Raw genomic sequence first — 24,510 nt, 5'->3', positions numbered from 1 at the left:
CTGCATCGAGCTCAGCGCCTTCCTAGAGGTCCGGGCCCCGGGCGGCGGGCGGCGGCACGTCCTGGGGCCCGGCGTCCTGAGGACCCGCGTTCTGCGGCACGACGTTCTGCGTGGCCGCGCCCGGAGCGGCGTCGGCGGCGGCTACGTCGACGGGGCCCGGGGCCCCGTCGGTGCTCGCCCCGGCGCCGGTTGTTCCGCCGCCATCGGAATCCGCAGCGTCCGCGTCCGTACGGGCGGCGGGCGGCTCGGAAGGCATGCCGGATGTACCCGACGCACCGGACGGCGATGCGTCCTCGGAGTCCGTACCGGAGGCGGGGACGTCGGACTTTCCGCCGTCCTGCGCCCCGGCGTCGGACGCGCCTTCCGCGGTGGCCCCGGAGGTGGTCCCGGAATCGGCCCCGGCGGCGGAACCGGCCGCGGCTTCCGCCTCGCGCTCCACGATCTCCCGCTTGAGCGCGGCGGGCGAGAACCGCATCGTCGCGCCGCTCTCCACGTCGCCGCCGCCGAACGGACCGGCGTCCCCGGTCCCGGCGGCCGGAGCGGCCGGAGTCTTCGGTACGGCGGGGGAGAGCGGGGCCTCCGGAACCGCGGGGGCGGCGGGCTCGGCCGGTGCCGGCGGTGCGGGCGCCCAGTTGGGATCGAAGCCACCGGGCGCAGCCGACAGGTCCGGCGCGGACACGGGCGTCCCGACCGGCGGCGGAGGGGGCGCGAGGTGCGAGCCCGCTCCGCCCGACGAGTCCCCCGCCGCGTTCTGCGTGTACCAGGCGGGAGGGGTGTAGTCGATGGTGAACTCACCCGTCATCTCGGCGGGATCCGCGTCGGACGACTCGTCGACGGGCAGGTCCCATCCGCCGCGGATCTCGTCCCGATCGCCGTTCACTTTGCCTCCTGGTGTGGTCGAGCACCCTTGTGCCGTGGTGGGTGGGGGCGGCCGTTCCCGATGTCCGGTCCGCCCGGCTCTCCCCCTTGCGACGCGCATCACCTGCTCGCAGGTTCCTGTGCCGCGCCCCACCCACCCTAATCGCCGGCCGGGGAACTCAGGCAGGGCGTTCGACATCGCTCAACCTGTCCGTTACGTCACCGGCCGGCCAGGAGCGAACAGGGAGCGGTACGAGAACGGGCCAAGAGCGGCACGCGTGCGCAAAGTTCCCCACAGGACCCGCACAGGTCGACCGGGACGAGGAGGAACGCCTCCGGGCCGGCGGAGGCGCCCGCCCGCTCAGTCCATCCGGCGCGCGGTGCCCAACAGCCCTGATTCGGCGTCCGTGGCCTGGGTCATCACGAACTGGCGGTCCCGGTCCGTGCACCACAGGGTGACGCCGTCGGCCAAGGTGGACAGCGCCTGGGCCTCGGCGGGCGCGAGATTCATGATGCGGCCGATCTGCGCCGCCTCGTCCGGAGAGACCCGCTGGACGCCGACCAGCGCCGACTTCCTCATCAGCCGCGGAGCCACCGGGCTGAGATAGGGCAGCAGCGTCACCACGGACTGCCACGGCCCCGACACCACCCGGCCGCGCGGCGGCCGCATCCCGCAGTCGCGGACGACGACCACCGGCGAACCGGCGGAAGCACCCTGCGGCGGCACCCGGCCGACGTCGTGCAGCGAGACGCACGGCTGCCCGCCGCCCGCCGCCTGCGCGAGCGGGGTCCAGGCCTGGGACCGGCCCGTCTCCACCGCGATCCGGGCCCCGGTCGCGGCGGCGCGCAACGCCAGGACCTGCGCGGTCCAGATGCCGCCGATCAAGGTCACCTCGTACGGGGTGGGCCGGTTGATGCCGAGGACCGCGGGGCGGCCCTCGGCATCGACCCCGATCACCGTGCCGTCGTCGCCGACCGGCAGTCCCAGCGAGGCCAGCTCGTCGAGGGAGACCGTGTGGCGGCCGCGGCGGGGACCGATCAGCCCGAAACCGCGCGGGGCGCGGCTGCCCGCCTGGGTGGGCCTCGTCGGAGTGGACATCAGTACCTGCTCCCGTACGTCCCGGTGACCATGACTGCGTGCTGCTCCGCCATCTTCGCCGCCGGCATCAGCGTGTTCCGCCCAGCGGCAGCGTGGCGAGGACGCCGGGCAGCTGTTCGCGGTCCAGTCGCACCAGGGCCGTCTTCACACCGCGTGCGGTGCGCTCCAACTCATGGCGCGCGGAGATGAGTTCCTCGTCGCTGCGGCCGGTGATCCGGACGTGGCCGCTGACCGAGACCTCGGAGCGGGCGCCCTGCGCGAGCGTCAGACTGAAGGTGGTGGCCAGCGCCGGAAGTGAGGTGAGCAGCGCCACGAGCTGCGGCATCGACGCACCGCCGCCGCCCAACTGCGGCCAGCGCGCCACCCAGTAGGTGGTGTGCCGCCGGTCGTCGCAGCGCCAGGTGCGCGCCGTCTCCCGGGTCCGCCGGCCGGGCGTCTCGGCGCGGCTGGCGTGCGTCATCGCCATCGGGCTGACGCAGGCCGACGTGGCGATGGCGGACGTCAGCTCCTGCTCGGTGAGCACCGTCGCCCGGAATCCCGCGCCGGTGAGCCTGCTCGCCAGCTGGTCCGCCACCCGTACCGCGCACTTCTGAGCGCCGACGATGCCGCCGCCGCGTGCTGCCACCGCCTCCGGGCACAGCTCCGGGTCGACCTTCAGGGCGATCCAGGTGATCCGCAGCGCCGGGGAACCGGTCTGGGCCTGCAACGGCACGTAGTTGCGCGCCGCGACGGACTGCGGCGGGAGGTGCGGTGCGGGAGCGGGCTGGGTGTGCTGGACGACCTGCGCGGACTCCAGCCGGATGCCGTCGACCTCCAGCACGTCCCGGATCAGCGTCAGCGGCAGCGGATGGGCCGAGCGGTCGGGCCGCAGAGCGGTGCCGTCCGACTCGACCTGCACGACCGTCGTGACGAACGTGCCGTCGCCGATGATCCCGACCGGCCGCCGGTCGCCGTCGCTGAAGGAACGCGTACGCAGCGCCGGATCGCACTCGACGGCCGGCGCGAGCCCCGGCTCGGTGTCCGGAGGCAGCGTCAACGAGGCCGCCCGGCGGATGCGGGCCCGCAGCGCGATGACCGTGCTCAGCCACTCCGGCAGCGACCGGCGGTGCCTGCGGACCACGGCCAGCAGTACCAGCACCGCCGAGACCACCCCGGCCGGGGCGAGCAGCAGCGGATCGATCACCCAGGCGGTGAGCAGCAGTCCGGCGGCGATTTCGATGAGTACGAGCTGTTGCAATCGGAACGAACCGAACTGTCCGGCACGTCCGTTCAGCCGTGGGGCGGCCGCTCCGCCGGTCCGGGCCGGAGCGCCCGACGGGCCCCGGGCGGCGGAGCGGGAACCGCGGCGTCGCGCCGGTGGCTCCCCTGCTCCCCGGACTCCCGAGGAGGCCCCGCGCCCGGCCTGACGTGTCCGCGTTGCGGATGCCATCATTCCGGCATTCCCCCGTTCGTAAGGCCCCAAGTCAACCCGATCGCCCCTGCCCCGCCGGGGGCTTGGGGGCTGGATCACCCTACCCGGCCCACCGGGGCCCGGCGTCAGCAGGCATAGTAGGGGCCGGTCCGGTAGCAGGGTCCGGCATCCGGGGTCCGGCACGGGAGCGAGGGCATCGCCCGCTTCCCGGGCCGCGCGGGGAGACACGGGAGACAGACAGACTCATGGCATCACGGCGGGATGAGCTCAACGCGTACACCTTTGCGAAGAAGCGCACGGTCGCCGCATTCCTCCAACCGTCGGCCACCGGTACCGAGGAGGGCGCTCCCCGGCCGCTGCGGGCCGTCATGCCGAGCCTCATCGTCGGTGTGCTGGTCCTGGCGGGATTCGGCGCCTGGGGCATGTTCAAGCCGACCGCCCCCAAGCACTGGGACAAGCCCGGATCCAAGGTGATCGTGGGCAAGAAGTCCACCACCCGTTACGTGGTGCTCCCCACCGGCAAGGGCAAGAACCGCAAGAACCTCCTCCACCCCGTGCTCAACCTCGCCTCGGCCCGGCTTCTGCTCACCCCGCAGGAGTTCGGTGTCATCCAGGTCGCCGACAAGATCCTGGACGCGGGCAAGCCGCCGCGCGGCCCGATCCTCGGTATCCCGTACGCGCCGGACCGGCTGCCGGAGTCCACCGACGCGGGCACCGCCAAGCGCTGGGCCGTCTGCGTCCAGCCGGGCGGCAAGGGCAACACCGTGCAGAAGGCCGCCTTCGTCCTCGCGGGCCGCGACAACAAGCTGACCGAGGGCAAGAAGCAGCTCAGCGGCGGTCAGGTGCTGTACGTCCAGGGGCAGAAGGGCAAGGCCCGCTATCTCGTCGACGCGACCGGCACCAGGTATCCGGTGAACGAGACCGCCGCCGACAACGGCACGCTCACCAACGCGCTGGTCGGCAGCCGCACGCCGCAGCCCGTCACCGACGACTGGCTCGCGACCCTCCACGAGGGCAGCCCCGTCGCCTTCCCGCGGATCCCCGGCGAGGTAGGCGCGCCCGCGGGCGTCCAGGGGCAGCTCTCCGCCGAGGAGAACAAGATCGGCATGGTGCTGAAGACCCGTACCGGAGAAGGCACCCAGCACTACGTGGTCCTGGAGCGCAAGGCCCAGCCCATCTCCGAGTTCACCGCCTGGCTGCTCATCAACTCGCCGCAGACCGCCGAGCTCAACCTGAACAGCGAGGCCCGCGCCGTGGGCCTCCAGGACTTCGTCCCCGACGGGCAGCCGTTCGCCGGGCAGGGCGAGCGCTGGCCCGAGCGGAAGGCCACCCAGGTCAACTCGACCGGTGGCAGCGGCAGTCGGGACACCGTCTGCAATGTGCTCACCAAGGTCGACGAGCGCGGCCGCACCACGCTGACCACCTGGGCCGGCACCGCCTATCCGGCCGACATCAACGCCGGCGGCACCAGCACCTACGTCACCCCGGGCAGCGGACTCCTCTACACGCAGATGCGGACCGGGCAGACCCGCCCGGACGGCTCGCTGTTCCTGATCACCGACACCGGACTGCGGTACGCCGTGCAGGCCAACGGCGACAGCGACGCCGAGCGCTCCGACATCGGCACCGGAGGCCAGAAGACCCAGGACGGCCGGCCCGAGCCCAGCCAGGCCCAGATCCGCCTCGGCTACGAGAAGGTGACACCGTCGCTCGTCCCGATCGAGTGGTCGGACTGGCTGTCCAAGGGGCCGCGGCTCGACACCAACAGCGCCCGCCAGCCGCAGGGCTCCTGACCGGCCGACGAGCCGGACGCGTGGGACCGTACAACTCGGGGGAGAGGAAAAGATGTTGGACCGGAATACCGCACGGCTGCCCGTGGTAGCGGCCGCCGCACTGGCGGTCCTGGCCGTGCCGCACGCCGCCTACGCCGCCGAAGGGCCCGGTTCCGGGGACCTCGGGATCAACGGCAGCGGCGAGTGCACCTTTCCCATGAAGAAGCAGTTCGAGGGACGCCCCTGGTCGCTCCAGCGCGTACTGCTCGACGAACTGTGGCAGGACACCAAGGGCAAGGGCGTCCGGGTCGCCGTCATCGACACCGGTGTCGACAACGCCAATCCGCAGCTCAAGCCCGCCGTCGACACGAGTGCCGGACGCAACCTCCTCAAGGGCGGCAAGGCGGACGGCACCGGCGACGCGATCGGCCACGGCACGAAGGTCGCCGGCATCATCGCCGCGCGGCCCGCCAAGGGCACCGGATTCGTGGGCCTGGCCCCCGAGGCCACCATCATCCCGATCCGGCAGAACGACGAGAAGAACAGCGGCAAGGACACCACCATGGCCACCGCGATCGACCACGCGATCGCCGAGAAGGCCGACGTCATCAACATCTCCCAGGACACCACCAAACCGCTGGCCCCCGACTCCGCGCTCGGCAGGGCCGTGGCACGGGCGATCGAGGCGGACATCGTGGTCGTCGCGTCCGCGGGCAACGACGGCCTGGACGGCAAGCAGAAGAACACCTACCCGGCGGCCTTCGACGGGGTTCTCGCCGTCGCCTCCTCCGACCGCAACAACGAGCGGGCCGCCTTCTCGCAGGCCGGTGAGTTCGTGGGGGTCGCCGCCCCGGGCGTCGACATCGTCTCCACCGTCCCGGGCTTCGGACAGTGCAGCGACAACGGCACCAGCTTCTCCGCCCCGTACGTCGCCGGGGTCGCCGCCCTCCTCGTCGCCAAGTACCCCTCCTGGGAGCCGGCCGAGATCATCGCGCGGATCGAGCAGACCGCCGAACGCTCCATCACCGGCCATGACCCGTTCGTCGGATGGGGCGTCGTCGACCCGGTCCGCGCCCTCGCGGGCGAGAAGGACGACATCCCGCAGCCCGCACCGAGGCCCGACCCGCCCTTGCCGAAGCCGCCCGCCCCCGAGCCCGCCCACCTGGCCATGTCCGAGACGTCGCAGGAGCGCAGCGAGCGCTACGCCACCTACACGCTCGCCCTCGCGGCCGTCCTCGTCTCCGTCGTGGCGGGTACCGCGACCGTCGTCCGCGATGTCCGGCGACGGCGTGCCTCGCGTTGAGAGGGACGACGGGTGAGGTAGCTCTCTCCCGATAAACCGCAGTTGGGGTGCGAAGACGAAGTGGCTAGGGTGGTAGCAGACTTCACGTGTGTGACGGGGGAACGAGAAGTGGCCGAGTCCGATGTCCAGGGCGTGGGAACACCGCCACGCACCTCAGGGACCTGCCTGAACCCCACTCCTGATCCGGATCACACGGGGGACAGAGAGCCTGTCCGCGTTGCGCGGGCAGGTCCGGAAACGAGAGAGAGGACCTCGGATGAGCACGCCCAACCCCTCGGCCAACTTCGGACTGGCCGACGATCCGGTCATCCAGGCACAGAACCGGATCATCGAGACGGCAACCGCCGTGTCCCGGCAGTCCCGGGAACTCGCCGACATCCTCGCCACCGTCAGCGCGGGCTGGACAGGTGTCGGCGCCGCGGGATTCGCGTCCGCGCAGATCAAGGTCAACGAGGACCACGACGTCATCCGGCGCCTCCTCAAGGTGCTCCTGGACGCCGTGGGCCAGACCAAGAACCTGAGCAACGCCAATGACGAAGAGGTCTACGCGGCGTTCAACAAGGCCAAGAACAGCTCCGCGCTCAACGGCCTCTGAGCCGTCCCACCACACCCACACCACCGCACACACGGGAGATCACTGATGGCCGGGGACCCGAGCAACACCAAGGTCAGGTACGACAGCGTCCAGGAGATGGCGAACCGCATCCGCCAGGTCTCGGCCAACATCGCCAAGGACCTGGACGAGATGGACGCCGCCCTCAAGGTCGTCACCGGCACCTGGGACGGTGAGGCCCACGCCGAGTACGTCATCCTGCAGGGCAAGTACAAGAAGCGTGCCGACGACATGCACACGCGCCTGAAGCTCGTTGCCCAGATCATCGAGAGCGGCAAGGACAGCTACCGCTCCACGGACGTCAAGTCCTCGCGCCTGTTCACCGAGGCGTACTGAACCACCCTTCGCACCACCGCGTGCGGACGGCCGAGAGGGGCACGCTCCACCGGAGCGTGCCCCTCTCGCGTCTCCCGCGGACTACTTCAGGTCGAACTCCCCGTCCCGCGCCCCCAGCACGAAGGCGGTCCACTCGGCCTCCGTGTAGCGCAGCACGGTGTCCGGATCCAGCGAGGACCGCATCGCCACGGCTCCACCCGGCAGATGAGCGATCTCCACGCGCTCCTCCGCCTCTTCCGTACCGGGGGCGCTCAGCCACTCCACCCCCGAGATGTCGAGTGCGTACAGCTCGTCCTTCTCCTGCTGGGTGCCCATCAGTTGCCTCTCTCTCGCGCTGCGGGAACGTGCTCGTCGCCCCGCTGCCAGAATATCCCTGCCACTCGCCTCCCGGGCGTCCGTCCTCGGGCACCAGTACATCGCTTCGGTGCACGGCCCGAGGTCTCGGTGTTGGCTCAGCGCTGTTCCGGAAGCCGCCCGATCTGCACCATCGGCGCCCCGCGCCGCCGCGAGGCGAAGTAGCCGCGGCCCGGCGGCATCGCGTGACCGCGCACCGAGCCGATGAGATCGCCCTCGCCCGGGTCGCCGGACAGCACCACACCCTGCGCCCCCAGCTCCTTGATGCGCTGCATGAACCCTTCGTACATCGCTCGCGACGCACCCGCGGAGCTGCGCGCGATGATGAACCGCACCCCGGTGTCCCGCGCGAACGGCAGATACTCCGCGAGCGCCGCCAGCGGGTTGCCCGCGTTCGTCGCCACCAGGTCGTAGTCGTCCACGATGATGAAGATCTGCGGACCGGTCCACCAACTGCGGTCCCGCAGCTGCTGCGGCGTCACGTCCGTGGGCGGCTGCCGCCGGGAGAACACCCCGGCCAACGCCTCCATGTGCATCTGCATCGAGCTCGCCATCGGCGCGTACTCCAGCAGATGCTGCTCCGGCAGCGCACCCAGCAACGCCCGGCGGTAGTCGCCGACGACCAGCTTCGCCTCGTCGGGGGAGTAGCGCTCCGCGATCTGCTTGGCGATCAGCCGCAGCAGGTTCGTCTTCCCCGACTCGCTGTCGCCGAAGATCAGGAAGAACGGGTCCGTCTCGAAGTCGACGAACACCGGCTCCAGCGCCGTCTCGTCGATGCCGATCGCGATGCCCCGCTCCGGGAACTCGAACCCCTTCGGCAACTGGTCCGCGTCCAGCCTGCGCGGCAGCAACCGTACGGCGGGCGCCGACGGGCCCGACCAGTTGGCCCGCACCGTGGAGACGAACGCCTCCGTGCCCTCCGACAGGTCCGCCGCGTCGCTGACCGAGTCGATACGCGGCAGCGCACCCATGAAGTGCAGCTTCTCCGGCACCTGACCGCGGCCAGGCACCCCCGCGGGGACGTTCGCCGCGACCTTGCGGTCGAACTCGGAGTCCATGGTGTCACCGAGACGCAGTTCGAGCCGGCCCAGCATCTGGTCCTTCAGCGCCGCGCGCATCTCCATGTACCGGGCCACCGTGGCGACCAGGTGGATGCCGTACCCGAGGCCGCGCGAGGCGAGATCGGTGACGACCTCCTCCAGCATCTCGTACTCGGTCCGGAACGCGCTCCAGCCGTCGATGACCAGGAACACGTCGCCCCACGCCTCGCCGGGCAGCTCACCACGGGCACGCCTGCGCCGATAGGTGTTCATGGAGTCGATGGAGTTGGCGCGGAAGAACTCCTCGCGCCGGTTCAGGATCCCCGCCACCTCGGCGACCGTACGGCGCACCCGCTCGGGATCCAGTCGCGAGGCCATCCCGCCGACATGCGGCAGCCCTTCCAGCGAGACCATGCCGCCACCACCGAAGTCCAGCCCGTAGAACTGCACCTCGTCCGGGGTGTGCGTGAGCGCGAACGACGAGATCAGCGCACGCGCCAGCGTCGACTTGCCGGACTGCGGACCACCCACGATCAGCAGATGACCGGCCGCACCGGAGAAGTCCCGGTACAGCAGCTCACGCCGTTGCTCGAACGGCTTGTCGATCAGACCCAGCGGCACGATCAGCCCGCCCGGACGTGTGTACTCGGTCGAGGTGAACCCGCGGTCCGCCGTCGGCGCGAGCCCCGGCAGCAGCTGGTCCAGGGTCGGCGCCCGGTCCAGCGGCGGCAGCCACACCTGATGCGCCGGCACTCCCTGGCCGTCCAGCCGCCGCACGATCACATCGAGCACCGTGTCCGCCAGCGCGTCGTCCTCCGCCTGCGCCCGCGCCGCCTCCGCGGCCAGCAGCTCGGGATCCGGCGCCCGGTACACCACCGGGACCGGCGCGGCCGAGAACACCGCGGGCCGCCGGTCGACCGACAGCTGCCCCATCGACAGATCCGCACCGCTCGTGCGGTACGTCCCCGACACGTACGCCGCCTTGAAGCGGGTCATCTCGTCCGTACCGAACTTGAGATAGCCGGAACCCGGCACCGACGGCAGGTGGTACGCGTCCGGCACACCCAGCGCCGTACGCGACTCCGACGCCGAGAAGGTCCGTAGACCGATCCGGTACGACAGATAGGTGTCCAGACCGCGCAGCTTGCCCTCCTCCAGACGCTGCGAGGCCAGCAGCAGATGCACCCCCAGCGAACGGCCGATCCGGCCGATCTGGATGAACATGTCGATGAAGTCCGGTTTGGCGGTGAGGAGTTCGGAGAACTCGTCGATCACCAGCACCAGCGAGGCCAGCGGCTCCAGCGCCGCGCCCGCGGCCCGAGCCTTCTCGTAGTCGTGGATGTTGGCGTAGTTGCCCGCCGACCGCAGCAGCTCCTGCCGCCGCTGGAGCTCGCCGCGGATCGCGTCGCCCATCCGGTCCACCAGCGTCAGGTCGTCCGCCAGGTTCGTGATGACCGCCGCCACGTGCGGCATCTGCGACATCCCGGCGAACGTCGCGCCACCCTTGAAGTCCGCGAGCACGAAGTTCAGCGTCTCCGACGAGTGCGTCACCGCGAGACCCAGCACCAGCGTCCGCAGCAGCTCCGACTTGCCGGAACCCGTCGCGCCGACACACAGCCCGTGCGGCCCCATGCCCTCCTGCGCGGCCTCCTTGAGGTCCAGCATCACCGGCGCACCACCCTCGCCGATCCCGATCGGCACCCGCAGCCGCTCCGACACCGACCGGGGCCGCCAGGTACGCGCCACATCGACCGAACCGGCGTCACCCAGATTCAGCAGATCCGTGAAGTCCAGGTTCGCCAGCAGCGGTTCGTCGTCGTCGCCCCCGCCCGTCCGCAGCGGCGCCAACTGCCTGGCCAACGCCTCGGCGGCCGGCAGCGACATCGTGTCCGGCACTCCCTCGTACGCCAGACCCGCACCCGACTCCAGTCGCAGCAGCCCCGGCCGCACCACCACCGACAGACCGCCGCGCTGCTCGTCCAGATCGCCGGACACCACCTCGACGATGGTCACGCCCTGCAGCCCCTCGGCCGCCGCGAACAACGAGTCCGGCGGCACCATCCCGCCGTCCAGGACCACCACGACGTGCGGCTGGTCCAGCACCGGCCGGCTCTCGCGACCGAACCGCGGCCGGCCCTCCAGCCGGTTCGCCAGCAGCTGTTCCAGCTCGCCGAGGTCATCGCCGAACAGCCGCTTCGTACCGGCTCCGTCGATCTGTCCCGGCACCTGCGCGTGCGGCAGCCACTTCGTCCAGTCCCAGCGCTCCACCGCCCCCGGGGCCGCCACCACCGCGACCATCAGGTCCTCCGGGGAGTGCAGCGTCACCAGCTGCGCCACCATCGAACGCGCCGTGGACTGCGCCGCCTCCGGATGACCGGAGACCGTCACGTGGTAGAAGGCCCGCATCGAGACCGCCATCGGCAGCCCGTCCAGCGAACCGTTCACCGCCAGGAACTTCTGCATCGCACCGGCGCACATCGGCTCCAGCTCGTCCACCGGCGCGGTGTCCGGAGCGATCAGCGGCGTCGACAACTGCTGCGCTCCGAGACCGATCCGCACCTGCGCGAAGTCCTTGTCGCCCACGCGCCGCTCCCACAGCCGCGAGCCCTCCGCCACCACCGACCACAACTGCTCCGGGGTCGGGTGCAGATACAGCTGCACATCACGCTGCTTGCGCGCCGTCCGCCGGACCGTGCGCCGCGTCTGCGCCAGGTACTTGAGGTAGTCACGGCGGACATCTGCCATTTGCCCCTGCGTACCGCGGCGATACCGGACAAGCTGGGCGACCACCATGCCGACCGTCGAGACGAGCATCAGGACGCCCATGATCCGCATGAACGGAGGGGCCTGCGGCGAGAAGAAGAAGACCACCGACGAGCCCATGCCGAGCACCGGCAGGATCTGCATCAGCATGCCCTCCTGCTGCCCGCGCGGCAGCTCCGGAGGTGCCTCCAACGTCAACTCGTCCGCCGGTACTTCCGGCGGCAGGGACCGCGGAGGTCGTTTCACGACGATCTGGCTCACCGGAACATCAATCCCTCGATACGGACGGGCGGAAGGCCGGTCTTGATCCGCACCGACGCCCCCGTGGCTGCGTGCGCGCACAACTTCCGTCCGCGCGACGGCGATCCTACTTGCAGGCCGTTCGGCCCCCTCCCGGTAGGGTGGCGCGCGCACCGTGCGCAACCGCGAATCAGGGGGACCAGACACGTGAGTACGACCGCAGCGACAGGCTTCTGCCGCGTCACCGTCGTGGCACCCGACAGCCGGATCGACGTCGCCCTGCCCGAGGACATCGCCGTCGCCGACGTCTACCCCGAGATCCTGCGTCTCACGGGCCAGACCCAGGCCGCCGGAACACCGGCCGGCTACCACCTCGTCCGCCGCGACGGCACGGTCCTCGACGGTGCGCGCACGCTCGGCGCACAGCAGGTCCTCGACGGCGACATCCTCAGCCTGCGTCCGTTCGCACAGTCACTGCCGCCCGCGGTCTTCGACGACGTCTCCGACGCCGTCGCCTCCGCCGTCACCCGCGACCGCCACCTGTGGAGCGACGAACTCCTGCGCGGCGCCGGCCTGGTCGGCGGCGTCCTCCTGCTCGTCCTGATGGCCTTCGTGATCTGGTTCGCCGACCCGGTGCGCCACGACATGCACAGCCTGCCCGGCATCATCGCGGGCTCCGCCGGACTGCTCCTCACCGCCTTCGCCGGAGTACGCGCCCGGGTCTACGGCGACCGCTCCACCGCCGTCGCCCTCGGCCTCGGCGCCCTCCCGCTCGTCCTCATCGCCGGTTCCGGCATCATCGGCCCGGACGCCGGCCACGGGCCCGGCCGCCTGCAGTTCCTGCTCGGCTGCGTCGCCGTACTGATCGCCTCGGTGGTCCTCGTCGCCCTGACCCCCAGCGGCGACGCGCCCTTCGTCGCGACCACCTTCCTGGCCACCGTCGGCACGCTGGCCACCTTCGTCGCGATCCTCACCGAGGCATCCGCCACCGAGACCGCCGCCGTCTGCGCTCCGGTCGCTCTCGGCCTGGTCGCCTTCCTGCCCGGCCTCTCCGCACGCTTCGCGCGCCTGCCCATCGGCTACGCCGCGCCGCGCACCGCTCCGGCCGGCTACGACGACACCGACCCGGACAATCCCGAAGGCGACCCGGAGCCCGTCGACGCCGACCGCATCGCCGCCCAGGCCCGCCGAGGCCACGAGATGCTCCTCGGTCTCGTCGGCGGCTGCGCGGCCGTGGTCGTCGGCTCGGCCGCCGTCCTCGGCTTCTCCGACAACATCTGGGGCCAGGTCCTCGCCCTGACCGCGGGCCTCGCCATGCTGCTGCGTGCCCGCCTCTTCCGCTACACCTCCCAGGTCGCCTGCGTCCTGGTGGCCGGCATCGGGGCCATCGGGCTCCTCGTCCTCGGCCTCTCCCTGAACCCGCCGGCCGACCTCCTGTACGAGCTGGCCCGCTACGGCGACCGCGGCGCCCTGGACATCCGTACGATCTGGCTCTCCGCCGCCGTCGCCGCCGGAGCCGCCCTGCTCACCGCGATCGGCCTGGTCATCCCGCGCAAGGGGCTCTCGCCGTTCTGGGGCCGCCTCCTCGACCTGACCGAGAGCGCGGTGCTGCTCTCGTTGGTCCCGCTCTGCCTGGCGGTCCTCGACGTCTTCGTCCGGGCCCGCGCCCTCACCAGCTGATCATCACCGGCCGATCACCGGCCGATCACCGGCGGGGTGTGACCCGAATGGCTGGTACTCTGTCCAGTGGCCGTTTGTGTACGCGTCCTCGGATCATCCTGGGGGCTGCGCTCATCGGACCTTCGCCTCCGAGTCACGGAAGCTCCCCTGAGATCAAGACCAGGGGCACTCGTGGGCGCTTCGAACATCAAGAGGAGTACGCGTGCCGCTCGACGCCGCTACGAAGAAGCAGATCATGTCCGAGTTCGCCCAGAAGGAGGGTGACACCGGATCCCCCGAGGTCCAGGTCGCCATGCTCTCCCGCCGGATCTCGGACCTGACGGAGCACCTCAAGACGCACAAGCACGACCACCACTCCCGTCGTGGTCTGCTGATCCTGGTCGGCCAGCGTCGCCGCCTCCTGCAGTACCTGGCCAAGAAGGACATCCAGCGCTTCCGTGCGCTCGTCGACCGCCTCGGCATCCGCCGTGGCGCGGCCGGCGGCGCCAAGTAAGGACGCTGTGGAAAGGGAGCGGTTCCCGCGTTTGAGGGGACCGCTCCCTTTGCCGTACGTGCACGACCGGTGTCAAGCTCGGTAACCTGGGCGCAGCGACACCCGTACGACCAGCGCGACACACACGCACGACACGCAGGACGAGGGAGAGGCGCGACGACGCCGCCGCCGGTCCTCGGTAGTGGCCCCCGGGAACATGCCCGGGAGCTTCGATCGAAGACCGGCCCGCATCCACGGTGCGCCTCTCCCGCACCGTCCCCCGCCACACGGGCGTGAGGACGAAAGACGACGAGTATGGAGAAATCACTAGTGGAGAACGAGACCCACTACGCCGAGGCCGTTATCGACAACGGAACCTTCGGCACCCGCACCATCCGCTTCGAGACGGGCCGCCTGGCCAAGCAGGCCGCAGGCTCCGCCGTCGCGTATCTGGACGACGACACCATGGTGCTGTCGGCCACCACCGCTTCCAAGCGGCCCAAGGACAACCTCGACTTCTTCCCCCTCACGGTGGACGTCGAGGAGCGGCAGTACGCGGCCGGCAAGATCCCCGGCTCCTTCTTCCGCCGTGAGGGCCGGCCCTCCGAGGACGCGATCCTCACCTGCCGCCTGATCGACCGGCCGCTGCGCCCCTCCTTCAAGAAGGGCCTGCGCAACGAGATCCAGATCGTCGAGACGATCATGGCGCTCAACCCGGACCACCTGTACGACGTGGTCGCGATCAACGCCGCCTCCTGCTCCACCATCCTGGCGGGCCTGCCCTTCTCCGGCCCGATCGGCGCCACCCGCGTCGCCCTGATCAAGGGCCAGTGGGTCGCGTTCCCGACGCACACCGAGCTCGAGGACGCCGTCTTCGACATGGTCGTCGCCGGTCGCGTCCTGGAGGACGGCGACGTCGCGATCATGATGGTCGAGGCCGAGGCCACCGAGAAGACCATCCAGCTCGTCAAGGACGGCGCCGAGGCTCCCACCGAGGAGATCGTCGCCGCCGGTCTGGACGCCGCGAAGCCCTTCATCAAGGCGCTCTGCAAGGCCCAGTCGGACCTGGCCTCCAAGGCCGCCAAGCCGGTCGGCGAGTTCCCGGTCTTCCTGGACTACCAGGACGACGTCTTCGAGGCGCTCTCCAAGGCCGTCACCTCCGAGCTGACGCAGGCGCTCACCATCGCCGGCAAGCAGGACCGCGAGGCCGAGCTGGACCGCGTCAAGGAGATCGCCGCCGAGAAGCTCCTTCCGGCCTTCGAGGGCCGCGAGAAGGAGATCTCCGCCGCGTACCGCTCGCTGACCAAGAAGCTGGTCCGCGAGCGCGTCATCAAGGACAAGGTCCGCATCGACGGCCGCGGCGTCACGGACATCCGTACGCTCGCCGCCGAGGTCGAGGCCATCCCGCGCGTGCACGGCTCGGCGCTGTTCGAGCGTGGCGAGACCCAGATCCTGGGCGTCACCACCCTCAACATGCTCCGGATGGAGCAGCAGCTGGACACCCTCTCCCCGGTGACCCGCAAGCGCTACATGCACAACTACAACTTCCCGCCGTACTCCGTCGGTGAGACCGGCCGCGTGGGCTCGCCCAAGCGCCGCGAGATCGGCCACGGAGCGCTCGCCGAGCGCGCCATCGTGCCGGTGCTGCCGTCGCGCGAGGAGTTCCCCTACGCGATCCGCCAGGTCTCCGAGGCGCTGGGCTCCAACGGCTCGACGTCCATGGGCTCGGTCTGCGCCTCCACCATGTCGCTGCTGAACGCCGGTGTGCCCCTCAAGGCCGCCGTCGCCGGTATCGCCATGGGCCTGATCTCGCAGGAGATCGACGGCAAGACCCACTACGTCGCCCTCACCGACATCCTCGGTGCGGAGGACGCCTTCGGCGACATGGACTTCAAGGTCGCCGGCACGAAGCAGTTCGTGACCGCGCTCCAGCTCGACACCAAGCTCGACGGCATCCCCGCCTCGGTCCTGGCCGCCGCGCTGAAGCAGGCCCGTGACGCGCGTCTGCACATCCTGGACGTCATGAACGAGGCCATCGACGTCCCGGACGAGATGTCCCCGAACGCCCCGCGGATCATCACCGTCAAGATCCCGGTGGACAAGATCGGTGAGGTCATCGGCCCGAAGGGCAAGATGATCAACCAGATCCAGGAGGACACCGGCGCCGACATCACGATCGAGGACGACGGCACCATCTACATCGGTGCCCAGCAGGGTTCGCAGGCCGAGGCCGCCCGCGCCACGATCAACGCGATCGCCAACCCGACCATGCCGGAGGTCGGCGAGCGCTACCTGGGTACGGTCGTCAAGACCACCACCTTCGGTGCGTTCGTCTCGCTCATGCCGGGCAAGGACGGTCTGCTGCACATCTCGCAGATCCGCAAGCTCGCCGGTGGCAAGCGCGTGGAGAACGTCGAGGACGTGCTCGCCGTCGGCGCCAAGGTCCAGGTCGAGATCGCCGAGATCGACTCCCGCGGCAAGCTCTCCCTGATCCCGGTCGTCGAGGGTGCTGAGTCCGATGGCGGCTCCGCCGAGGGTTCCGAGAAGAAGGACGACGCCGACAAGTGACGTCCCGTAGTTCCGCGGCGACGGCCCGCACCTCCTCGGAGGCGCGGGCCGTCGCCCGTACCCAAACACTTCTGAAGGGCAAGGACGGCATCGGCACCGTCCGCCGGACCGTCCTCCCCGGCGGTCTGCGGATCGTCACCGAGACCCTGCCCTCCGTCCGGTCCGCCACCTTCGGCATCTGGGCCAACGTCGGTTCCCGCGACGAGACGCCCACCCTGAACGGCGCGACCCACTACCTCGAACACCTCCTCTTCAAGGGCACCGCCAAGCGCACCGCCCTCGACATCTCCTCCGCGATCGACGCGGTCGGCGGCGAGATGAACGCCTTCACGGCGAAGGAGTACACCTGCTACTACGCGCGGGTCCTGGACACCGACCTGCCGCTGGCCATCGACGTCGTCTGCGACATGCTGACCGGCTCGCTGATCGCGCCCGAGGACGTCGACGCCGAGCGCGGCGTCATCCTCGAAGAGATCGCGATGACCGAGGACGACCCGGGCGACTGCGTGCACGACCTGTTCGCGCACACCATGCTCGGCGACACCCCCCTCGGCCGCCCGGTGCTCGGCACCGTCGACACGATCAACGCGCTGAACCGCGGCCAGATCGCGCGCTTCTACAAGAAGCACTACGACCCCACGCACCTCGTCGTCGCCGCCGCCGGCAACGTCGACCACGCCACGGTCGTACGCCAGGTGCGCCGCGCCTTCGAACGCGCCGGAGCCCTCTCCCGTCACGACGCCGTCCCGACGGCGCCCCGCGAGGGCTCCCGCACGCTGCGCACCGCCGGCCAGGTCGAGCTGCTCAACCGCAAGACCGAGCAGGCCCACGTGGTCCTCGGCATGCCCGGCCTCGCCCGCACCGACGAGCGCCGCTGGGCCCTGGGCGTCCTCAGCACCGCCCTCGGCGGCGGCATGAGCTCCCGCCTCTTCCAGGAGGTGCGGGAGAAGCGGGGCCTGGCCTACAGCGTGTACTCGTACACCTCGGGCTTCGCCGACTGCGGCCTCTTCGGGGTGTACGCGGGCTGCCGGCCCAGCCAGGTCCACGACGTCCTGAAGATCTGCCGCGACGAACTGGACCGGGTGGCCACGCACGGTCTGGACGACGACGAGGTCGCCCGCGCCATCGGGCAGCTCTCCGGGTCCACCGTCCTCGGACTGGAGGACACCGGCGCCCTCATGAACCGCATCGGCAAGAGCGAGCTGTGCTGGGGCGAGCAGATGTCGGTCGACGACATGCTCGCGCGCATCGCGGAGGTCACCCCCGACGACGTACGGGAGGTGGCGGGCGAACTCCTCACCCGGCGCCCCTCGCTCTCGGTCATCGGCCCGCTCAAGGACAAGCAGGCGGACCGCCTCGACGAAGCGGTCTCCTAATCCCTTAATCCCTTAAGGAACCAAGATGAGCAAGCTGCGCGTAGCCGTTCTCGGTGCGAAGGGCCGCATCGGCTCCGAGGCCGTCACCGCGATCGAGGCCGCCGACGACCTGGAGCTGGTGGCGGCCCTGGGCCGGGGCGACAAGCTGGAGGCCCTCGCCGACGCGGGTGCCCAGGCCGTCGTCGAGCTCACCACCCCCGCATCGGTGATGGGCAACCTCGACTTCTGCGTCCGGCACGGCATCCACGCCGTCGTCGGCACCACGGGCTGGACCGACGAACGGCTCGCGCAGCTGACCACCTGGCTGGCGGGCTCCCCGGGAACGGGCGTCCTGATCGCCCCGAACTTCTCCATCGGCGCCGTCCTGACCATGAAGTTCGCGGAGCAGGCCGCCCGCTGGTTCGAGTCCGTCGAGGTCGTCGAACTGCACCACCCGAACAAGGCCGACGCCCCCTCCGGCACCGCCACCCGCACCGCTCAGCTCATCGCGGCGGCCCGCGCCGAGGCGGGCAGCGCACCCCAGCCGGACGCCACCACCACCGCCCTGGACGGCGCGCGCGGCGCGGACGTCGACGGCGTCCCGGTCCACGCGATCAGGCTCCGCGGCCTGCTGGCCCACCAGGAAGTGCTCCTCGGCGGCGAGGGCGAGACCCTCACCATCCGCCACGACTCCCTCCACCACAGCAGCTTCATGCCGGGCATCCTGCTCGGCGTCCGCCGCGTGGTGACCACTCCGGGCCTCACGTTCGGCCTGGAAAACTTCCTCGACCTGAACTGACTGAGCCCACCATGCGCGCAAAGATCACCTATTTCGTCACGGCCGCCGTCCTGGTCTTCTACTTCGTCCTGGTCGGCAGCCGCGGCCTGATGCTCATCCGGCACGGCACGCTGGTCACGGTCACGTTCGGTGTCGCCGTGCTGATCCTGCCGGTGATCGGTGTCTGGTTCCTCTGGAAGAACACCCAGTTCGTCCGCCGCGCCAACGCCCTGGCCGCCGAGCTGGACGCCGAGGGCGGCCTGCCGGTCGACGAACTGACCCGCACCCCGTCCGGTCGGATAGACCGGGACTCCGCGGACGCGGTCTTCGCCAAGCGCCGCGAGGAGACCGAGGACGCCCCGGACGACTGGCGCACCTGGTTCCGGCTGGCAGTCGCCTACCAGGACGCGAGAGACACGCCGAGAGCCCGCAAGGCGATGCAACGGGCGATGGCCCTGCACAGATCCAGCCCGTCCCCACTTCCCAGCCCGTCCGGCGATTGAGGACGTCTTTCCTCCTGTACGCAGATGAGCCCGGGACCCTTGTGGGTCCCGGGCTCATCTGCGTACAGGCGACGGCTCACACCTGCCGATACTCATCCGCCCAGGCCTCAACGGCATCCGTGGCCCGCTCGAACGCCTCCTCACGCCCGAGGAAGTCCGCGTTGCGGTCGGTGGCCAGCGGCCGCAGCGTCTCACCGCTCCGCCGGACCACGACGAGCGCCTGGCCCTGGACCGTACGGGGCAGCCCCATCCACCTCACGGGCTGCTGGACCGTACGCACCGCCGACGTGTCGCTCCAGGCCACCGTGGTGGTCCGGAAGAAGGCGACGCGCCGTACACCGTGGCGGCTGACCCACGCGCCGACCCGTAGCAGCCGCAAGGCGGCGGCGATCACCGCACCGGCCAGGGCCAGACAGACGGTGGAGCCCGAAGGCGCTCCTGTCACACCGATGATCATGGCCGCGAGCAGAACGAACGAGGCCAGCAACAACAGGGTGGCCGCCGCCGCGACCCGCCACGGGCCGGGACGGTAGGGCCGCCGCCAGGCGTCGTGGTCGTCGAACGGCAGCGCAACGTCCTCCGCGCTCGCATCGAATGCGCGGTCGGCCGTCAGAAAGGGCAGGGGCACGACTCATCCTCACTCACAAGCACGCTCGATTGCTGTGCCCGGTGAGGCTACCGAGAGTGCCACCGGCCCGACCACCCCAGGGGGGCCGTACGAGTCAGCGGCCCTGCGACGCCTCGGACTGCTTGCCGTGCGCGGGGGACTGCTCGGAGTCGAGAGCCGGGAGCCCCAGCAGCAGGGAGCCCACGAGACCGGCGACCACGGTCAGCCCGACGAGGGTCCGCCCCAGCAGTTCGGGAACGGTGACGCGGGCGGAGGGAGGGGGAGTGACATTACTGCGGAATCGGTCGGACTCGGCGACGAACGAGAACGGGACGGCTTCACGCCGGCGGAACATGAGGAAACTCTCCTTGATCTCAGTGACGGGTGCTGCTAATGAGTCAGACGTACGAACGGCCCGATCGGTGCCCCGAATCGCCGTAACGTTTGAAGGACTCCACGAACGGCTGCCCGGGGCCGCCGCGTACGAGCGCCGTCCGCCCGGCCCGTAAAGTGGTCGCCGCCAGAGCGACGCCATTGGAAGGACCCCTGTCGGTGACCGACACTCCCGAACCCGCAAAACCCCACTTCCGCAGCGACGTCACCGTCGAGCTGGTGAAGAGTGACGCGCGCGACGCGGACGTGCTGTTCGCCGCCCGGGTCTCCACCGTCGGCGAGCAGTCGCTCGAAGAGGTCAGCAAGGACCCCGAGCGCTCCAAGGGGCTCATCAACTACCTCATGCGGGACCGGCACGGCAGCCCGTTCGAGCACAACTCGATGACGTTCTTCATCAGCGCCCCGATCTTCGTCTTCCGCGAGTTCATGCGGCACCGCGTCGGCTGGTCGTACAACGAGGAATCGGGCCGTTACAGGGAGCTGGATCCGGTCTTCTACGTCCCCGGGACCTCCCGCAAGCTGATCCAGCAGGGCCGCCCCGGCAAGTACGAGTTCGTCGAGGGCACCGAGGAGCAGTACGACCTCACCACCCGCGCCATGGAGGAGTCCTACCGGGCCTCCTACGCGGCGTACCAGGAGATGCTGGCGGCAGGCGTGGCCCGCGAGGTCGCCCGCGCGGTCCTGCCGGTCGGCCTGTTCTCCACGATGTACGCCACCTGCAACGCCCGCTCCCTGATGCACTTCCTCGGCCTGCGCACCCAGCACGAGCTGGCGAAGGTCCCGTCCTTCCCGCAGCGCGAGATCGAGATGGTCGGCGAGCAGATGGAAACCCACTGGGAGCAGCTCATGCCGCTCACTCATGCGGCCTTCAACAAAAATGGACGGGTCGCCCCGTAGGCGGTGTCCGTATTGCGGCGTTTCGGGAAGTTCATCTAGGCTGATCAAACGGACCCGGCACTGCTTGAACCCCCGAGCAGGCAGTGCCGGGCTCCACTTCCCCGTCCCCCCGAGGGGACCCCGCGCGCTGAGCAGCGAGTAGCGTGTTACCCATGGCTCCGATCTCCACTCCGCAGACCCCCTTCGGGCGGGTCCTCACCGCTATGGTCACGCCCTTCACGGCGGACGGTGCTCTCGACCTCGACGGCGCCCAGCGGCTCGCCGCCCACCTGGTGGACGCAGGCAATGACGGCCTGATCGTCAACGGCACCACCGGTGAGTCCCCGACCACCAGTGACACGGAGAAGGACCAGCTCGTACGGGCTGTGCTCGAAGCGGTCGGCGACCGGGCGCACGTCGTGGCGGGTATCGGCACCAACGACACCCGCCACAGCGTCGAGCTCGCCCGGACGGCCGAGCGCACCGGCGCCCACGGCCTGCTCGCCGTCACGCCGTACTACAACAAGCCGCCGCAGGAGGGCCTGCTCCGGCACTTCACGGCCATCGCCGACTCCACCGGCCTGCCCGTGATGCTCTACGACATCCCCGGCCGCAGCGGGGTGCCGATCGACACGGAGACCCTCGTCCGGCTGGCCGATCACCCGCGGATCGTCGCGAACAAGGACGCCAAGGGCGACCTGGGCCGCGCCAGCTGGGCCATCGCCGAATCGGGCCTCGCCTGGTACTCCGGCGACGACATGCTGAACCTGCCGCTCCTCTCGGTCGGCGCGGTCGGCTTCGTCTCCGTGGTCGGCCACATGGTCACCCCCGACCTGCGGGCCCTGATCGAGGCGCACCTGAGCGGCGACGTCCAGAAGGCCACCGAGATCCACCAGAAGCTGCTCCCGGTCTTCACCGGCATGTTCCGCACCCAGGGCGTCATCACCACGAAGGCCGCCCTGACGCTCCAGGGCCTGCCGGCCGGACCGCTGCGCCTGCCGCTGGTGGAGCTCAGCGCCCAGGAGACGTCCCAGCTCAAGATCGATCTCGCCGCCGGCGGGGTACAGCTCTAATCAGAGACTTCTTTGATCACGGACTTCACAACTGAACACGCGAGGCGACTCGCATCGAGCGACACCCCAAGACAACAGCAAGTGCACGAATGACATGCGCGCCACGTGCCTCAGCGGTACGTGGCGTGCGTGGTAAGGAGAGTCTTTTGAGTCATCCGCATCCTGAACTCGGTACCCCGCCGAAGCTCCCGAAGGGCGCCCTGCGGGTCACCCCGCTCGGCGGCCTGGGGGAGATCGGCCGCAACATGACGGTCTTCGAGTACGGCGGCCGCCTGCTCATCGTCGACTGCGGCGTCCTCTTCCCGGAGGAGGAGCAGCCGGGCATCGACCTGATCCTGCCGGACTTCACCACCATCCGGGACCGCCTGGACGACATCGAGGGCATCGTCCTCACGCACGGCCACGAGGACCACATCGGTGCTGTCCCGTACCTGCTGCGTCTGAAGCCGGACATCCCCCTCATCGGCTCGAAGCTGACCCTCGCGCTCATCGAGGCGAAGCTCCAGGAGCACCGGATCCGTCCGTACACCCTTGAGGTCACCGAGGGACAGCGCGAGCGCCTCGGTGTCTTCGACTGCGAGTTCATCGCGGTCAACCACTCGATCCCGGACGCCCTCGCCGTCGCCATCCGCACCCCTGCGGGCCTGGCCGTGGCCACCGGTGACTTCAAGATGGACCAGCTTCCGCTGGACGGCCGTCTCACCGACCTGCACGCGTTCGCCCGGCTGAGCGAGGAGGGCATCGACCTCCTCCTCTCCGACTCCACGAACGCCGAGGTTCCCGGCTTCGTACCGCCGGAGCGGGACATCTCCAACGTCCTGCGCACGGTCTTCGCGAACGCCCAGAAGCGCATCATCGTGGCGAGCTTCGCCAGCCATGTGCACCGCATCCAGCAGATCCTGGACGCCGCCCACGAGTACGGCCGCAGGGTCGCCTTCGTCGGCCGCTCGATGGTCCGCAACATGGGCATCGCCCGCGACCTGGGCTACCTGAAGGTCCCCGCCGGACTGGTCGTCGACGTCAAGACCCTCGACGACCTGCCGGACGACGAGGTCGTGCTGGTGTGCACGGGTTCGCAGGGCGAGCCGATGGCCGCTCTGTCCCGGATGGCCAACCGCGACCACCAGATCCGGATCGTTCCGGGCGACACGGTGATCCTCGCTTCGTCCCTGATCCCGGGCAACGAGAACGCGGTCTACCGCGTGATCAACGGCCTGACCCGCTGGGGCGCCAACGTCGTCCACAAGGGCAACGCCAAGGTCCACGTCTCGGGCCACGCCTCGGCCGGCGAGCTGCTGTACTTCTACAACATCTGCAAGCCGAAGAACCTGATGCCGGTCCACGGCGAATGGCGCCACCTGCGGGCCAACGCCGAACTGGGCGCCCTCACCGGCGTACCGAAGGACCACATCGTCATCGCCGAGGACGGCGTGGTCGTCGACCTCATCGACGGCAAGGCCAAGATCGTCGGCAAGGTCCAGGCCGGTTACGTCTATGTCGACGGCCTTTCCGTCGGCGACGTCACCGAGACCTCCCTCAAGGACCGCCGCATCCTCGGCGACGAGGGCATCATCTCGGTCTTCATCGTGGTCGACAGCTCCTCCGGCAAGATCGTGGGCGGCCCCCACATCCAGGCCCGGGGCTCCGGCATCGACGACAGCGCCTTCGTCGCGGTCGCACCGAAGATCCAGGAAGCCCTGGACAAGTCGGCCCAGGACGGCGTGCTGGAGCCCCACCAGCTCCAGCAGATGGTCCGCCGCGTCGTCGGCAAGTGGGTGTCCGACACCTACCGCCGGCGCCCGATGATCCTTCCGGTCGTCGTCGAGGTCTGACCCCTCCCGACCGCCTGGCCTGGAGCGGGGCTCCCCGATTTGCATCGGGGAGCCCCGCTCCAGTACGTTTACGTCTCCGCCTGAACGGGAAGCACCGCGCACACTAGTGCGTCTGGAGATCCCCGGACAGGGCGGGTATTCCGACTCAGAGTTTCTGATAAAGTCGGGTCAGCCGAAAGGCAAGGCCACTCCACAGGCCACCGGAAATCAAATTCGGACCGGAAACGGAACGTAAAAGAGTCTGGTAAAGTTGGAACCGCCGGAAAGGGGAAACGCGAAAGCGGAGGACCTGGAAAGCGAAACTGCTTGACTCGCTTCGACCGGGAATCGGACACGAAAGAGTCTGATAGAGTCGGAAACGCAAGAACGAAGGGAAGCGCCCGGAGGGACCCGGTGAAACGGGACCGAAGGAAGCGTCCGTTCCTTGAGAACTCAACAGCGTGCCAAAAGTCAACGCCAAATATGTTGATACCCCGGCCTGCTTCGGCAGGTTGGTGGTTCCTTTGAAAGTCCTGCACGGGTCGCTTCGGCGACCGGGCAGGCAATTACACAGCGAGGACGCTGAGGACAACGGGTCTTATTCC

The 24,510-nt window shown here is 70.0% G+C and carries 20 protein-coding genes; 13 read left to right on the top strand and 7 right to left on the bottom strand.

All coding sequences use genetic code 11. From position 1 onward, the window contains the following. Positions 1-22 precede the first annotated feature (22 nt). The 3 genes from B9S58_RS17110 to eccE all read right to left on the bottom strand — a co-directional run bounded on the left by B9S58_RS17110 (position 23) and on the right by eccE (position 3,386). Positions 23-880 carry an SCO5717 family growth-regulating ATPase gene (locus B9S58_RS17110; protein ID WP_308457907.1) on the bottom strand — a complete coding sequence of 286 codons (858 nt, stop codon included), beginning with the start codon at positions 878-880 and terminating at the stop codon, positions 23-25. Positions 881-1,219: 339 nt separating this feature from the next. Further along, on the bottom strand, positions 1,220-1,957 hold the full coding sequence (locus tag B9S58_RS17105) for a hypothetical protein (protein ID WP_103532961.1): 738 nt from the start codon (positions 1,955-1,957) through the stop codon (positions 1,220-1,222). A gap of 67 nt (positions 1,958-2,024) precedes the next feature. Further along, the gene (gene eccE / locus B9S58_RS17100) at positions 2,025-3,386 is read right to left on the bottom strand and encodes a type VII secretion protein EccE (RefSeq protein ID WP_374935686.1); all 1,362 of its coding nucleotides are present in this window, start codon (positions 3,384-3,386) and stop codon (positions 2,025-2,027) included. Positions 3,387-3,613: 227 nt separating this feature from the next. Between eccE and eccB the strand changes: the two genes are divergently transcribed. From eccB to B9S58_RS17080, 4 genes are all read left to right on the top strand, one after another. Further along, a complete protein-coding gene (gene eccB / locus B9S58_RS17095; protein WP_103532959.1) occupies positions 3,614-5,161 on the top strand; it encodes a type VII secretion protein EccB in 1,548 nt (515 codons plus the stop codon). 52 nt (positions 5,162-5,213) lie between these two features. Next, positions 5,214-6,443, top strand: coding sequence for a type VII secretion-associated serine protease mycosin (gene mycP / locus B9S58_RS17090; RefSeq protein WP_103532958.1), 1,230 nt, complete (start codon positions 5,214-5,216; stop codon positions 6,441-6,443). Positions 6,444-6,699: 256 nt separating this feature from the next. Beyond that, complete coding sequence (locus B9S58_RS17085) at positions 6,700-7,038, top strand: hypothetical protein (RefSeq protein WP_103532957.1); 339 nt, start codon at positions 6,700-6,702, stop codon at positions 7,036-7,038. Between the two features lie 45 nt (positions 7,039-7,083). Next, positions 7,084-7,392 (top strand): WXG100 family type VII secretion target, encoded by a 309-nt coding sequence (locus B9S58_RS17080; protein ID WP_103532956.1) that lies wholly within the window; start codon positions 7,084-7,086, stop codon positions 7,390-7,392. A gap of 81 nt (positions 7,393-7,473) precedes the next feature. Here the strand turns inward: B9S58_RS17080 and B9S58_RS17075 are convergent, their stop codons facing one another. Beyond that, positions 7,474-7,707 carry a DUF397 domain-containing protein gene (locus B9S58_RS17075; RefSeq protein WP_030085280.1) on the bottom strand — a complete coding sequence of 78 codons (234 nt, stop codon included), beginning with the start codon at positions 7,705-7,707 and terminating at the stop codon, positions 7,474-7,476. Between the two features lie 137 nt (positions 7,708-7,844). Then, the gene (eccCa, locus tag B9S58_RS17070) at positions 7,845-11,810 is read right to left on the bottom strand and encodes a type VII secretion protein EccCa (RefSeq protein ID WP_103532955.1); all 3,966 of its coding nucleotides are present in this window, start codon (positions 11,808-11,810) and stop codon (positions 7,845-7,847) included. 186 nt (positions 11,811-11,996) lie between these two features. Here eccCa and eccD point away from each other — a divergent pair, with 186 nt between their 5' ends. The 6 genes from eccD (at position 11,997) to B9S58_RS17040 (ending at position 19,145) form a co-directional block, all read left to right on the top strand. Then, positions 11,997-13,469, top strand: a complete 1,473-nt coding sequence (eccD, locus tag B9S58_RS17065; RefSeq protein WP_103532954.1) for a type VII secretion integral membrane protein EccD — start codon at positions 11,997-11,999, stop codon at positions 13,467-13,469. A 202-nt stretch (positions 13,470-13,671) separates the two neighbouring features. Then, positions 13,672-13,962, top strand: coding sequence for a 30S ribosomal protein S15 (rpsO, locus tag B9S58_RS17060; protein WP_003965855.1), 291 nt, complete (start codon positions 13,672-13,674; stop codon positions 13,960-13,962). Positions 13,963-14,271: 309 nt separating this feature from the next. Further along, the gene (locus tag B9S58_RS17055) at positions 14,272-16,509 is read left to right on the top strand and encodes a polyribonucleotide nucleotidyltransferase (protein ID WP_103532953.1); all 2,238 of its coding nucleotides are present in this window, start codon (positions 14,272-14,274) and stop codon (positions 16,507-16,509) included. Continuing rightward, positions 16,506-17,885 carry a pitrilysin family protein gene (locus B9S58_RS17050; protein WP_103532952.1) on the top strand — a complete coding sequence of 460 codons (1,380 nt, stop codon included), beginning with the start codon at positions 16,506-16,508 and terminating at the stop codon, positions 17,883-17,885. Before B9S58_RS17055 ends, B9S58_RS17050 begins: the two co-directional genes overlap by 4 nt. Before the next feature lie 25 nt (positions 17,886-17,910). Further along, complete coding sequence (gene dapB / locus B9S58_RS17045; protein ID WP_103532951.1) at positions 17,911-18,663, top strand: 4-hydroxy-tetrahydrodipicolinate reductase; 753 nt, start codon at positions 17,911-17,913, stop codon at positions 18,661-18,663. An 11-nt stretch (positions 18,664-18,674) separates the two neighbouring features. Further along, positions 18,675-19,145: a hypothetical protein gene (locus B9S58_RS17040; protein ID WP_103532950.1), complete on the top strand. Its 471-nt coding sequence runs from the start codon at positions 18,675-18,677 to the stop codon at positions 19,143-19,145. Positions 19,146-19,221: 76 nt separating this feature from the next. On the opposite strand, the gene B9S58_RS17035 is transcribed toward B9S58_RS17040, so the two are convergent. Beyond that, positions 19,222-19,773 (bottom strand): hypothetical protein, encoded by a 552-nt coding sequence (locus tag B9S58_RS17035; RefSeq protein WP_103532949.1) that lies wholly within the window; start codon positions 19,771-19,773, stop codon positions 19,222-19,224. A 94-nt stretch (positions 19,774-19,867) separates the two neighbouring features. After that, positions 19,868-20,107: a hypothetical protein gene (locus B9S58_RS17030; protein ID WP_103532948.1), complete on the bottom strand. Its 240-nt coding sequence runs from the start codon at positions 20,105-20,107 to the stop codon at positions 19,868-19,870. A 197-nt stretch (positions 20,108-20,304) separates the two neighbouring features. On the opposite strand from B9S58_RS17030, the gene thyX reads away from it, so the two are divergent. The 3 genes from thyX (at position 20,305) to B9S58_RS17015 (ending at position 23,926) form a co-directional block, all read left to right on the top strand. Further along, positions 20,305-21,042, top strand: a complete 738-nt coding sequence (gene thyX / locus B9S58_RS17025) for an FAD-dependent thymidylate synthase (RefSeq protein ID WP_103532947.1) — start codon at positions 20,305-20,307, stop codon at positions 21,040-21,042. 152 nt (positions 21,043-21,194) lie between these two features. Then, positions 21,195-22,094, top strand: coding sequence for a 4-hydroxy-tetrahydrodipicolinate synthase (gene dapA, locus B9S58_RS17020; protein ID WP_103532946.1), 900 nt, complete (start codon positions 21,195-21,197; stop codon positions 22,092-22,094). A 146-nt stretch (positions 22,095-22,240) separates the two neighbouring features. After that, complete coding sequence (locus B9S58_RS17015; protein WP_103532945.1) at positions 22,241-23,926, top strand: ribonuclease J; 1,686 nt, start codon at positions 22,241-22,243, stop codon at positions 23,924-23,926. Positions 23,927-24,510 lie beyond the last annotated feature (584 nt).

This window comes from Streptomyces sp. SM11, from assembly GCF_002910905.1.
Lineage (GTDB): Bacteria > Actinomycetota > Actinomycetes > Streptomycetales > Streptomycetaceae > Streptomyces.
Note: the sequence above shows the minus strand (reverse complement) of the source record. Positions and strands in the feature narration are given on the sequence as shown.